At 61.1% G+C, this 12,481-nt stretch carries 17 protein-coding genes; 7 read left to right on the top strand and 10 right to left on the bottom strand.

What is annotated here, in order from left to right:
- Positions 1-81: 81 nt before the first annotated feature.
- The 3 genes from flhC to HWX91_RS25130 all read right to left on the bottom strand — a co-directional run bounded on the left by flhC (position 82) and on the right by HWX91_RS25130 (position 1,519).
- Entirely contained in the window at positions 82-651 is a 570-nt protein-coding gene (gene flhC / locus HWX91_RS25140; RefSeq protein ID WP_102857284.1) for a flagellar transcriptional regulator FlhC, read from the bottom strand.
- On the bottom strand, positions 648-974 hold the full coding sequence (gene flhD / locus HWX91_RS25135; protein ID WP_028195699.1) for a flagellar transcriptional regulator FlhD: 327 nt from the start codon (positions 972-974) through the stop codon (positions 648-650). Before flhD ends, flhC begins: the two co-directional genes overlap by 4 nt.
- Positions 975-1,039: 65 nt before the next feature.
- Entirely contained in the window at positions 1,040-1,519 is a 480-nt protein-coding gene (locus tag HWX91_RS25130; protein ID WP_052660695.1) for a hypothetical protein, read from the bottom strand.
- Positions 1,520-1,734: 215 nt separating this feature from the next.
- Here HWX91_RS25130 and HWX91_RS25125 point away from each other — a divergent pair, with 215 nt between their 5' ends.
- The 3 genes from HWX91_RS25125 to HWX91_RS25115 all read left to right on the top strand — a co-directional run bounded on the left by HWX91_RS25125 (position 1,735) and on the right by HWX91_RS25115 (position 3,159).
- Positions 1,735-1,953, top strand: a complete 219-nt coding sequence (locus HWX91_RS25125; RefSeq protein WP_028195700.1) for a hypothetical protein — start codon at positions 1,735-1,737, stop codon at positions 1,951-1,953.
- Positions 1,954-2,072: 119 nt separating this feature from the next.
- Positions 2,073-2,513: a hypothetical protein gene (locus HWX91_RS25120; protein ID WP_028195701.1), complete on the top strand. Its 441-nt coding sequence runs from the start codon at positions 2,073-2,075 to the stop codon at positions 2,511-2,513.
- Between the two features lie 58 nt (positions 2,514-2,571).
- Positions 2,572-3,159, top strand: coding sequence for an H-NS histone family protein (locus tag HWX91_RS25115; protein ID WP_028195702.1), 588 nt, complete (start codon positions 2,572-2,574; stop codon positions 3,157-3,159).
- Positions 3,160-3,222: 63 nt separating this feature from the next.
- On the opposite strand, the gene HWX91_RS25110 is transcribed toward HWX91_RS25115, so the two are convergent.
- Positions 3,223-3,720 carry a hypothetical protein gene (locus HWX91_RS25110; protein ID WP_028195703.1) on the bottom strand — a complete coding sequence of 166 codons (498 nt, stop codon included), beginning with the start codon at positions 3,718-3,720 and terminating at the stop codon, positions 3,223-3,225.
- 386 nt (positions 3,721-4,106) lie between these two features.
- Here HWX91_RS25110 and HWX91_RS25105 point away from each other — a divergent pair, with 386 nt between their 5' ends.
- From HWX91_RS25105 to HWX91_RS25090, 4 genes are all read left to right on the top strand, one after another.
- Positions 4,107-4,448: a helix-turn-helix domain-containing protein gene (locus tag HWX91_RS25105; protein ID WP_042274476.1), complete on the top strand. Its 342-nt coding sequence runs from the start codon at positions 4,107-4,109 to the stop codon at positions 4,446-4,448.
- Positions 4,445-5,752 (top strand): type II toxin-antitoxin system HipA family toxin, encoded by a 1,308-nt coding sequence (locus HWX91_RS25100; RefSeq protein ID WP_028195704.1) that lies wholly within the window; start codon positions 4,445-4,447, stop codon positions 5,750-5,752. The genes HWX91_RS25105 and HWX91_RS25100 overlap by 4 nt, the downstream gene beginning before the upstream one ends.
- A gap of 94 nt (positions 5,753-5,846) precedes the next feature.
- Positions 5,847-6,251: a hypothetical protein gene (locus HWX91_RS25095; protein WP_127837843.1), complete on the top strand. Its 405-nt coding sequence runs from the start codon at positions 5,847-5,849 to the stop codon at positions 6,249-6,251.
- 123 nt (positions 6,252-6,374) lie between these two features.
- The gene (locus HWX91_RS25090) at positions 6,375-6,842 is read left to right on the top strand and encodes a DUF1064 domain-containing protein (RefSeq protein WP_244144140.1); all 468 of its coding nucleotides are present in this window, start codon (positions 6,375-6,377) and stop codon (positions 6,840-6,842) included.
- 398 nt (positions 6,843-7,240) lie between these two features.
- Here the strand turns inward: HWX91_RS25090 and HWX91_RS25085 are convergent, their stop codons facing one another.
- From HWX91_RS25085 to HWX91_RS25060, 6 genes are all read right to left on the bottom strand, one after another.
- Positions 7,241-9,028 (bottom strand): DUF4942 domain-containing protein, encoded by a 1,788-nt coding sequence (locus HWX91_RS25085; protein WP_042274478.1) that lies wholly within the window; start codon positions 9,026-9,028, stop codon positions 7,241-7,243.
- A gap of 202 nt (positions 9,029-9,230) precedes the next feature.
- Positions 9,231-9,683: a hypothetical protein gene (locus tag HWX91_RS25080; protein WP_028195706.1), complete on the bottom strand. Its 453-nt coding sequence runs from the start codon at positions 9,681-9,683 to the stop codon at positions 9,231-9,233.
- Positions 9,684-10,012: 329 nt separating this feature from the next.
- Positions 10,013-10,579, bottom strand: a complete 567-nt coding sequence (locus HWX91_RS25075; RefSeq protein ID WP_244144139.1) for a hypothetical protein — start codon at positions 10,577-10,579, stop codon at positions 10,013-10,015.
- A 185-nt stretch (positions 10,580-10,764) separates the two neighbouring features.
- Positions 10,765-11,010 (bottom strand): hypothetical protein, encoded by a 246-nt coding sequence (locus HWX91_RS25070; protein ID WP_042274480.1) that lies wholly within the window; start codon positions 11,008-11,010, stop codon positions 10,765-10,767.
- A gap of 43 nt (positions 11,011-11,053) precedes the next feature.
- On the bottom strand, positions 11,054-11,677 hold the full coding sequence (locus tag HWX91_RS25065) for a hypothetical protein (protein ID WP_028195709.1): 624 nt from the start codon (positions 11,675-11,677) through the stop codon (positions 11,054-11,056).
- Between the two features lie 13 nt (positions 11,678-11,690).
- A complete protein-coding gene (locus HWX91_RS25060; RefSeq protein WP_028195710.1) occupies positions 11,691-12,425 on the bottom strand; it encodes a hypothetical protein in 735 nt (244 codons plus the stop codon).
- Positions 12,426-12,481: the final 56 nt, after the last annotated feature.

Here is a 12,481-nt window from a genome sequence, read left to right as displayed (position 1 = left end):
GGACAAAGACGACCACCTGAAGCGGATGTTTCAGAAAAAACATGGAGTCAGCCTCGGCGAGTGGTGGTCGTGATGCGGTGCTCAGGCGGCGAGCGCAGCCGCGGCCTTGCGCGTCTTTCCCGCCCGCGACGGCGGCGCGCATAGGCAGCAAACGAAGCTGTGATGCGGATCGTGCGCGTGCGCGACGAAGTGCCCGCCGCAGCGCGTGCACGGCGCGGTCGTTAGCAGGCCTGAATCGAAGAACCGCACCAGCGTCCATGCGCGGGTCAGCGTCAGCACTGCCTCGTCGGCGGCGAGTTCGGCGTGCTCCAGATAAATCCGGTAGCTCTTTACGATCGAGTGGATCGAGTCGCAGCCGGCCTCCTGCCTCAGGAAACGGTAGATGTTGTAGAACAGGGACGAGTGAATGTTCGGCTGCCAGGTCATAAACCAGTCCGTCGAGAACGGCAGCATGCCCTTCGGCGGAGAAACGCCCTTGAGTTCCTTGTACAGCTTGATGAGCCGGTCGCGCGACACGCTTGTCTCCGACTCCAGCAGCTGCAACCGCGCCCCGAGTTCGATGAGCTCGATCGCGAGGGTTATTTCCTTGACCTCCCCCACGACGCTCTTTTTCGGCGTACCCGCCTCGACCCTGCCTTTCGTCTGGCTCACCGAAACTCCTCCGCCGGTTGCCCTGCCAACAGGATGGCTGCGTGCATTTGCGCGGGACCGGTCCCGCGCCCTTTGTCGACCAGCGCCGAAAGAAAGCCGTGGTCCTCGAGGCGGAACTGGCACAAGAGGTTGTTTGACGCCGCGATCTTGACGGTCTGCGCCAGCGTGAGACTCGCAAGTATGTCCGCGATCTCGACCGACACGCCCAGCCGGAACATCGCCATCGCGCGATCCTCCCGTATCAGCCGCTGCACCAGCAGCAGGTACGCGAGGTTGACCTCCCGAATCTCGGTGACCATGTCACCGGAACTTGTTTCGCTCATGGCGCGCCTCGTAGATTCTGCCCGATGCTATGTGTTGTGAAATCTGCGCTCTTCCCTGCAAGCGGCTACGACACCGGTACGGGAACGTCGGTGCGGGGTCCGCCATACTCAACGGCGGATGCATCCGGCTGGCGGCTCGCCGTAACAACTGCTGGCGCGGGTCGGACGTGTTCCCACGAACTGCCCTTCTGCCCGGCTTCGTTGCTACCCGTGCATGCATTTCTGTGATCTGTCGCATGGGGGCACCGCTTGTTGCCGCACGTCGGGCACAGCACCATGCGCATGTCCTTCAGCGTGACCGGCCGGCAGGTCTCGCACGAGCACGCCGCCAGATCCGCGCCGCCCGCCAGGGCTGACACGTCCGGATACCGAAACTGGCGGGCCGCCTGGCTCATGTTGCCGGCCAGCGACGCAGCCTGCGTCTCCTCGACGCTTTCCAGCGCCGTGATCGCCTTTTCAATCGCCGCGCGCACGCGCAGCGGCACATCCTTGCGGTCAAGGTCTCTTAGCTCTTGCGCAACCTCGCGCGGATTCGTCTTCGCCATGCGTGTCGTCCGTCAAAGTCGGGAGGTCGGCGCCATTCCGCGAAAGCAGCGCCGCTGCCTCATTATTCGCTACTCATGCCGCCGCAACCGCAACGAATCCGGTCTGCTTTACCCCGCCATTCCGCGCCTTGTTTCCGGCAGGCCTTCGCTACCCTCAGATCGTACCGGCGGCGCGTGCTCGCTTCGCCACACCCACGACCAGGAAACGCACTGCCATGATGATCCGCAGCACTTCCAACTTCCGCGAGTTCGCGAACGAGCTCTCTCACCTCGCACAACACGGCATCGACCTGAGCCAGCACCCAGGCGTCACGTCGCTCGACGCGGCACTCAAGTCGCTTACCAACGAATCCGCCATGACGATCAACCTTCTGCTCGACACGATCGAAGAGCAGAACCGGGCACTCGTCGCGCTCCGGGCGCACGCCTCGTAACCCGCCCTCCCTGATCTTCTGCCTGCTGAACTCCAGCCTCACGGCGTTCCGCGCCGCCTGCATGCTCACGCGGCGCTGATTGCTTAGGCGATTCCGATCACCGTCTAGAGGTCTCAACAATGAAAACTCTTCAGTACCAGGGCTTCGTTCCGGGCTACTACGCCCAATGCGCCTATACCTTCCGGGTCGTGGACGAGATACCCACGCTTGTCTTGAAGCAGGATCCGGACACAAGCCTCTTTCTGGACAACTCCATCGAGGCCGTCGTCACCGGTCTGCTCGATAGCGAGTTGGCAGACGTAGACGCCGCACGGCTTCGGGTGTTCCGCATGGATTCCAGCCACGAATGGTCGGAGATTCGCTTCGAGACTCTGGCCCGTCTCCAGGCAAAACGCACATGGCGTCAACGCGTAATGGCTCTTTTCTGCGACTCAAAGCCGCGTGGTTTCGTCGAAGTCTCAGATCCTTCGTGGAGTCCGATTGAGCGCGAGCAACGTGAATTTCTCGAATCGCTCGATCCGTTGCTTGCGGTTACACCAACGCCTTCCCGCGATCGCTAGGACGAGCCGCGCATATCCTGTGGCATAGTGCGCAATCCCTTAACAAGAAGAGGAAGGCATGGCAACCATTGAGTCACTCAATTTGAAGATCAGGAAACTCCAGCAACAAGCAGAGGTTCTCATCGCCAAACAGGCGACCGCCACGCTCAACAAGATCCACGACCTGATGAACACGCATGGCATCAGCCTGGCGGACATTGAACGTCATCTGAAGGGCAAGCCGTTATCGAAGAGTTCCGCGGGCGAGAAATCGGCCACCAAGTTGAAGGTGTCGACTCGCGTGAAAGCGCCGCCGCAGCCGAAATACCGAGACCCGAAGACGGGCGCGACCTGGACTGGCCACGGCCGAGCACCTGGCTGGATCGCGAGCGCGAAGGACCGGACCAAGTTTCTGATTGACGGTGCGAGCCCTGCGGCGAAGCCGGAAGCCGGAGTCGCCAATACGGCGCCGGCGAAGAAGGTTGCGACGAAGCGCGTCGCGGCCAAGAAAGCCGCCGCCAAAAAATCCGCAGCGAAAGGCAAGGTTGTCGCCAGGAAGGCTGCTGCACCGGCAGCGAAGAAGACGGCCGCACCGAAGCCCCGCGCCCGGAAAACGGCTGTCGCCCCGGAACAGACCGCACCGGAGCAAACGCCGGTCATCGCTTAACGCGTACCGTGCTGCCCGGCGCGCGCCGGGTAGCACTTTCCACGCGCCGCCATTCCGGCTCGGTTAAGACAGATCCTTTAGCATGGCCGTGACCGTCCTGACGAAAATGTCCGGCGCCGTGCCGAACATGTGCTCCACACGCTCCATGAACGCGCTTAGGCTGCGCGGCACGTGACCCGGCTGCACGATAGACGAAAACTCCGCGTACTCGCCCTGCAGCGATACCGCATCAAAGTTACCCACCGAATCGAGTCCGAACCACGCGATATCGTCGATTGCCTGGTGCTGCGTGGACGCGATCGCACGCGCATACGATGCGAAGCCCTTCGTGGCGGAGACGCCGGTGTTGCGAGGCAAATCCACGATCAGGCACAAAGCGAAGCCGCACGTCGCAGCCGCCTCGACCGTCTGGTGCTCGCCATCTTCGGGATAGAGCACGATACCCACGACGCCGGCCTCATGGTCGGCTGTGGGCCACGACGCTCGATTGCGGAGAACCGGCGCCGAGAGCGTTCGCTTGTAAAGCGGGTGGACCCGCATGATGGCTTTGTGTTCGAACATCGGTCAATCCATGTCTCTGCCGTGGGCTCGCTCGGCTCGTACTTACGCGGCGCAGCCCGATGCGCTTCAGTTCGTTGCCGAGCATCATCTGGCGGCGCGCTCGGACACGCCATTTTACCCGACCACTGTACATACATACAGCCTCGCGCTGCAATAAGACTCCCGGACTGATCCAACCCGACTCGACCGGTACCGCGCCTGCGGTCCTGCACGCGCGGCGCATTCGGCCGATCTTGTTCAGTCCGCGATGGCCGGGGCGACCACGCACAAATACCCATTTATCTTTGTATTCTATCCATATTACATAGTTTATGATGTTTGTCGTTGCGTCTGCACAGCTTGCGATTATACTAAGTAATATATGTTTTTCATGGTGAATCCATATCATGCTTAGTTCGATCATGCACACGATCGACGCAGCTCGCAAGTCGATGAAACTGCGCCAGGAAGATCTGGCGGCGCGGACTGGCTTCAGCGTGCCGACGGTCCAGCGGGCGCTGTCAGGCGTCATCGACCCACGTCTGTCCACCGTCGAGGAGATCGCCCGCGGCGTGGGCATGGACCTCGTTCTGGTCCCGACCGAACTGCGCCCGGCGCTTGAGAACTTCATCCGTTCGGGCGGCCGATATCTCGCGCAGCCGCCCGGCACCGACGCGCCGCCGTCCGTTATCGACCTCATGATGCGCGACCAGGCCTCCTCCACCGATAAAGAAGGTAACAACCGATGACCACATCGATCCGCTACTTGCGCCTGTACCTGCACCAGCCTGACGGCGTGCGCCGCCCGATCGGTTACCTGTCCGCATACGGTGACATCCTGCGGGTGTCGTTCGACCCCGATTACATCAACGATCCGCAGCGCCCGGTTCTGTCCTATTCCTACATCGGCGCCACGGACGCTGACACTGTCGCAACCCTCAAGTCTCAGTCGGACGAGCGCATCGTGCGCACGGGTGGCAAGTGGCCGTCGTTCTTCCAGAACCTGCTGCCGGAAAGCCATAACCGCGAGCGCCTCGCGCGCGAGCGCGGCTGCAGCGAAGACGACGAGTTCGAGCTGCTCGCGGCAGCGGGTCACGACTTGATGGGTGCGGTTGAGGTCGAGCCTGTCCCGCCTCAGGAAGGCATTCCTGACCCGGTGCGTCTGTGGCACACCGCGCTTGGTCTGGACGTCCTCGAGCCCGGCTTCGTCGAGAGTCCGGTGGAGGATGCCGCGTCGATTCCCGGCGTGGTCACCAAGTTCTCGGCGATCCGCGACGGCCGGCGCTACGTGGTGAAGCGCCACGGCGAGGCGGGCTCGTACATCCTGAAGCTACCGACCACGCGCCATCCGGATCTGGTGGAGATCGAGATGACCGGTTTCAAACTCTGCCAGGCGCTCGAGCTGGACTGCGCGTGGGCCGAGATCGTTTCCCGCGCAGATGCCGAACTGCCCGAGCATATTCCGTTCGACGAGGTGCTGGCGGTGAAGCGCTTCGATCGCACGGAGGGCGGGCGGCGCGTTCACATGGAAGAGTTCGCCCAGGTGCTGCGCTACGACCCTCGCGCAAAGTACGGCCGCGATCTCATGATCGACTACCCCGCCATGCTCGGCACGCTCGACCGATTCTCCGCGCGCCCCGCGCAGGACGTCAAAGAGTTCATCCGCCGGTTTGTGGCATTCATTCTGATGGGTAACTGCGACGCGCATCTGAAGAACTGGGCACTGGTCTACCCGGATGGCCGCACGCCGCAGCTCGCGCCGCTCTATGACCCCGTGCCGGTAACGTCGTTCTTCGCGGCCGTCAGCGAGAACGACTATGCGCTGAACCGCGCCATCGACCAGAAGTTGCGCGCCCTCACGTGGGACGATCTGGAGGCGCTGTTCCAGAAAGCGGGACTGCGCCGAGTGAATCACTGGGTCAGCGTCGCGCGCGCGACCGTGGTCGAAGCGCAGAGGCGTTGGCCAGCCATTCTCGCCACCGCACCTGAGGCGGTGCGCAAGAGCGTCACCGAGCGCCTGACCGGCGGAGTGGCGATCGCCACTCCGTCCTGAATATTGCCCGGCGTGCTTGACTTCGAACTGGTGCGCGTACCGTGGTTCCTGAACACCGGCTAACGCACAAATGACCTTCTGCCCAGATCTCATCATGGAACACCGCATCATTGAAGAAGCGCACAAGCTTCTACTCGACGACGGCACCCCGCTCGCTGATACCCACGTCGGCCGCGAACTCATTCGCCTGGCGAGGGCGCAGATCGCATCAGCTCAAGCGACCTTCGCATCCGAGGCCGCAATTGAGCGCAACACGATGATCGGCCGGCGCGACGACATGTCGCTCACGAGTCGCATCGTCCTCCTCAAACAGCCGGACGGGGACGTCTGTGTGTCCATCGTCAACGACTCACGCGCCGCGCGGCTCGAATTCTGCACCCCGGGTACAGGCGGAGGACGGTCGCCCCGGACGTTTGCCGCCCTCCACGCGTTGATCCTCGCTATCCACGCCGACAACGCCGAGACGCCCGAATTCTCGGCACGATCAGTCGCTATCTGATCGCGTAAAACCGCCAATCGCCGCTTTAGGGAGGCCCGCGGCGCGTTTCACGCTCGTAGCCCGACTTGCATTCCCAGCCTGCCCCGTAGCCTCGAAAGACCAATGGCTTTCAAGGGGGCACGGATGGCAACAGGACTGAGGTTTTCGGAGGAGGAGTACGAGGCGCTGATGAAGCGCACAGGATCGCGCGCAGCACCTCCGCCCGCCGCGACGGTGACGAACATGCAGCCCGCGCCGCCAAAGCCACAGGACCGCATGCTCGCGCTCGGAAGGCTACCCGATGGCGTGATGAACAAAACCGAGACCGCGTACGCCGCGCAGCTCGAGTTGGAAAAGCAGGCCGGCGAAATCACCTCGTACCAGTTCGAAGCCGTCAAGCTACGTCTCGGCAAAAGGACCTTCTACACATCCGACTTCCTCGTTCGCCTCAAGAATGGCGAGCTTGAACTCCGCGAGGTCAAGGGGTTCTGGAAGGACGACGCCCGCGTGAAAATCAAGACCGCAGCGTACCTGTATCCGATGTTCCGCTTCGTCGGCATCACGAAGGTTCGCAAGCGCGACGGGGGCGGCTGGCGGCGCGAGGAGTTTTAATTCTCGGACAGGATCAATGAATCGACTGGAAACGAAGGCCGAACAAAATGAGCATCAACAACACAGGCTTCGCCTATTGCAAATTCGGCGGTGCAGAGTATCGCTCTCTTCACGATATTCAACCGGGACATGCAGGGTTTGTGCAAGGCATGGAAGCGCCGCCATGAGCACACGTGCGCGAAAAAGACGCCGGCACAACGCAGGCTGTGGGCTCGGAAATATGCTGGAAAAGATACTACAGAGAGCAGCCTGACCGTGGATCTAGCCCACGCGGGGTTCACAGATACACCTCTGGACTAACACCAGTCGGCTGGAAAGAGAAAACCCACCGGCACTCCTGTCGGAGTGCTCGGTGGGCGTGGGTTACGGGTTACGGGTTACCGATTTCCTTGCATCTGTTATGCCGCTGCAAGAAGCGGCAGTTGATGCTGGGTCGCAGCGCTGGCGTCTTTGGATTGCTCAGATGCCAGCCGAAACGCGACCTGGATGCCGTTAGCTTCGTGCACTTCCTTCATCGCTTGGTCAATCCTCTCGCAGGCCTGCTCGTGGCCGTCCCACGACTCGTGATCGATGGACCTGAACGGATCATCGTACGAACGGATGCCACCCTTGGCTACAGCTTTGCGGATCTCCTTGTCCAGTTTCTCAGCCTTCTCATACTGGTCCCAGAAGCCGGCTGACTCCAGTTTCAAGTTTTCAGCAGGAAGCCAACCGCGGTGGCGTCCAACTACCCGGTTGAGACGGTCGATCAGCTTCTTGTCCCGAGGAAAGAAGTGGATGGTTCCCATCCCCGGGTAGTAGCGGATGTCAAAGTACGACGATTCGACTCGCGCTCCATGCTTCAACTCAGTCCAGCACGAGTTGCACGCACTGACCAGACTCACCGCGGGAGCGGTGTCTCCAGCCAGCAACGCAAACCCCTTGTCGAAGTCCGCAAGCAGGCTTTGCATTTCCCATGGTGCAGATCTGTTCCACGTATCCGCGGTGAAGCCAGGGATGATGAAACGTGTATAACGAATCCGCCGCCCAATGGACCGGTAGTGCTTGTCGTTGCTGCGCCAACCACGGTAGTAGGCAGTGTTATCGCTATGGTAGCGAGTGATCCGGTCGAAGGTGTCGCACAGCATATCGATCTGGATCTTTCCCTGTTGCTCGCAGATCCCGATCAGAAAGCTGTAGATGTTCTCCACCGTGAACTCAAGCTCTGCAATCAGCTTGAACTCAGACTCGACCCGCTTCTGAGCCTGACTCGACAGCCGGCTTGTCACGTCGGCCGACCTAACGACCGATGCCCAGGCACGCCCCTTCAAATCACCGTACGCCTTGCCCAGGGCCGCACGAACCAATTCAACCTTAGGTGCGACCACCCGGTCCGACTGGCCAGGAGAACGTGGCCCTATCGATTCGCCGAGCATGCCCGCGTACGCACTGGCCTGAGCCTCCGCGAAAATTGCTGCGCGGGCGCTTTCCACCGCTGCATCGAAGATAAGGACACGGTTTTCGATTTCGTTCGCGGGCAACGCCAACTGCTGAGGCTCGGCATATCCACGCCCGAGTTCCTCATTGCTGACGGTGTCTCGCTGCATGCCGCGCAGGAGATCCATCGTCACAAACGACCCGACGTCAGCCTTCTTCACGAGGTGAACGATTGCCACATCCACTGGCGTGCGGCGTTCCGCGTCGTCGACCTCAAAAGCTCCTTCGACAAATTCGACGTCGCCGAAATCGTCAATGAGTTTGACGAGCCGTTTGCGCTCTGCCGACAGCGGTTTCCGGACAGTTTCGGCATTGATGATCATCACCACCTCGCCATCCCATAGCAAGTCCCACGCTTTCAGCACGTGCTTCTCGCCGTTGTGAAACGGCGGGTTGCCGACGATCGCCGAATAGCAGGCACCTGACTGCATCGCGAGAAAGTCGTGTCCTACGATTTTCACGCCAAGCTCGCGAAGATCAGAGTGGTGGCGAACATCGATTTCGCAGCAGTCCACGTGGGCATACGATTGGGTGCCATAGGAGTGTCGGCGATCGTGCATCCCCGTCAAGAGATGACCCTTTCCCGCGGAAGGCTCGAGCACCCGGTCCGGGTGCTTATTGTTCAATTTGCTCCAGACTCGCGTAGCGAGATCAGGCGGCGTGGGGTAGAACTGAAACAGGTCCCGCGTGCCGTTTTGTTGCGTGTTCATAGACTCCCTCCTTTTTGCGCCCGATGGCGCGTTGAAAAACAGGAGAGTTGGCAGCTTCGGGTAAGCGCTTTGAAACGCTGAGCGGAAAGTGCCGGAATGTCGAAGTTTTCACCGTACACGCAGCGTTGCCGCGGGTCGGGCGGCTGCGAGGTGAGCGGAGCCCCCACCGCAACGGATGAGGGCTCGCGCAGTCCTTGATTGATTAATGGCCGACGTAGCCGACCATCCATTTCTTCATGAGAAGATCGTAGAAGTGGTGTCGTTCGCCCACACCGCTGGCGCACAGGTCATGAAATGAATCACAGCTTGCCGATTGTTCCTCGGGGCTGAGTGCATCCCACTCTTCTTGCGTGCCGCCACGATACATCTCGCATTCGCACCTGAAGTCTGCACCGGCGTTCCATGCTGTCGCCAGCGGGGTGCCAGCGAACCAGAAAGGCACCGTGCCCGTCAACCCTTCGCGGTACCCAAGCGCCTCAGATTCGCGGAGACAATCTTCGGTAGAGTCAAACCCAAACGGGTTTGGGTCTTCGAAGTCGTTAATCCCCAGGAGATTCGCGAGTGTCCAGGCACAGTGGATGGCGAGCGGCGAGCCTTCGCTTGCAGACACACGGCGTTGCAGATGGTTCAGCGATTGGTTCCGTTGCGCATTCATGAGTTCTCTCCCAAGTGCCCCGAAGAGGGCGTTGAAAATGCGGAGAGTTGGGGTTCGGGAAAGCGCGAAAGAAGCGCTGGCCGGAAACTGCCGGTCTGGCGAGAGGTTGCCGAGGGGAGGCGGATCGCGAAGGAAGGTGGTGAACGTTGCCGATCGAACGGCTAGTACGAAGTCTAGCGAGAAAGCGTAATCGCGGCAACAGTCCAGGAAGTCAAATTCCGGCTGACGCAATTCCTTGCGTGTCGGCGCAACTGGATGCCGATACCGTGATGGTCATTTCGCCTTCCTGGTACCGTGCAGCGGTACAAGCTTGCGGTCCATCATCTCCTTCATGCCTGCGGCGCACTCTTGTAAATCGATCGAGCAGTGACGGCTCCCGTATTCAGTGTGACCGGCGACGCTTCACAATCCGTGACAAGCACGCCCTTGTTGCACGCCAGCCAGAGCATACTGTCCACGACGGCAATAGTGTCGCCGCTTCCTCGCGCGAGATCGCCGCACAACGCCATGCATGCGGCAAAACGAACTTTCACCGGCGCCCGCGGCCGATCCGGGAAGCCGCTCAGCCGACAAAGCCAGATATCGGGCTTACACACCTGAACCCCGAAATTCTTCGCGAGCTGATACTGCGTGTCATCGCCGACAAACGGAATGGCGTGGCACCATTCGAGCAGGCGGACGGGATCGTCGGCCGCCAGCACATTCTGGAGCGCGGCGAAGTCTGCTTCGCGTTCCCGCCACGCCCGTTCAATGGCCGCCGCCTTGGCCCGGTAACCGAATGCCGACACGACCGGCTTGCCGGCGCGAATAGCACTCCATACCTTCGCCTCGATCGTCCGGGCCGCCTGCGCGGAGCGACCCGCACAGAGAATGATCCAGATGATTTCGCCTGCCATTGCTTCGGGAGACTGCGGCGGACGAATCTCGTGGAGAGACCACTCGATCATCCGCGCCGCGTCTGGATCGTTCGCGAGCAGCCAGGAACGCGCAGCGAGGTAGATCGCGAGCGGAAGCCGCTCGGCCGGTTGCGAAAGCATAAGTGCGCGCATCCGTCGCTCCTTTTCTCTGGTTCCCGCTCGCTCTACTCGCCCCAGGATCTGCGATTGGCGTCCATCAACCTCGCGCAGTCCGACGCGTCGAGGCCCTTGGAGGCGCAGAACGACTGCTCGTGCGCATGGCGTTCGATCCGCGTATAAGCCCAACCCGCCATTTCAGCAAGCAGCACGCCGGCAAGTAATGCCGCCAAGAACAGCCGCGCGCCTGCGCCCAGTTTGCTCGAAAACGTATTCGACATCACCCCATTCTCCTTTCCGAAGGTATCAATCATTCCGGCCTCGTGCGCGTGTGCATCTCTCGCGCCGAGATCCCGGTCACTCAGTGGCTGTCTTGCTGGCGGCCGCATTGGAGGCCGACGCCGCGTTCTGTGAAGCATCGGTCAGGTCCAGTACCTTCGCCGATGCCGTGACCGACCAGCCCTTCCCGGCCGCCGCGGTCACCGCCACACCTGGCTGAAGCGCCACGGTCTCCTTCAACGCGACGTTGCCGAGGCGATCGGCCAATTCGCCCACCGCGACGTTGTTCGCATGGTTGTTTTGCACGTCGAGGTCCACCAGGATATGTCCATCGGACTGAACGCGCGGTGTTGCGACGACTTTCATCGTTCGATCATCAGCCACCTGCATGTCGGTCTGAGCCGGACACTCGCCGTCCGAGACATGCGCCGTCTGGCAAATCGCGACGTCGTCGCTCACTTGCTCATGCCGTGTCCGGACGATTGTTCGACCGTCCACACCAGCCAGATCCATAGTGGTGAGAGGTGTGGCTGTCCCTTCGCGGGATAGCGAGAGGTGGATGATCACCATGCGTTTGACCGGCGCATAGTCCGATGCATCCGCACCCGGCGCGCGCGCCGCCGGCGTAGCTGCGAGTCCGATGGCGGGCGCTGCGATCAGCAAGGCGCCGCCGACCTTCATCACGGACGTAAAAGCTTTCATGGCGTGGTCTCCGTTATTGCGCGCTCGTACGCGGTTCCCTGGTTGCTGCCTTCGGGAACTTGAACAGGCGCAGCCAGAGCAGGCTGAACGGCAGGAACGCGATCGCGCAGATGACGAGCGCCAGCACCGCTTCGCCGCTGTTCTTGAGTTCGACGCGCTCTTCCACCTGAACCTCGCGCATGTCCTCACGCAGGCGACTGACCACGAGCTCGTACATTGCGATGATGCCGATGACGCCCGTGACGAGGCCGGCGATCAGCCACCACTTGACCGAATCCGCTGCCGACTGAAACTCCGCCTGATTGGTATCCACTTTTTTGCGCGCCAGCCATCCGCCACCGCACCTGTCATCGCGTTTAAGCCATTGCGCGGACGTGACTTCCGTCATGCTCCTGATGTTGAACCATGTTGCCGTGCTATCGACGAGACGCTGCGTAGCGGCTTGGATTTGCTCCGGCGGGACCTTGCCTGGATCGACCTCGCAAACCAGCATCGTGTCGTGAATACGCTGCTCGGCCGAGAAGACCATGGACACGGTTGCGAGTTGCGACGCTGCGCGGTTCGCTTCGTAACCGACGAGTTCCATCGGCAGCAATCCCGCCACGACAACGGCCACGAAGACGGTCACGTTGAATCGCAACCGTACCTTCTTCACTCGACGAAGGAACCAGTACAGCAGTGGGTAAGAGATGAAGACGGCAAACGCAGCCCAGGCGAACTGCAACATGGACGAGTGGTCGTAGAGCATAAAGGACCTTTTTCGAGTAGACCGGGAACTCGTCCACGCGCCAGCCGCATAGACGA

Source organism: Paraburkholderia fungorum (assembly GCF_902833645.1).
Taxonomy (GTDB): Bacteria; Pseudomonadota; Gammaproteobacteria; order Burkholderiales; family Burkholderiaceae; genus Paraburkholderia; species Paraburkholderia fungorum.
Note: the sequence above shows the minus strand (reverse complement) of the source record. Positions and strands in the feature narration are given on the sequence as shown.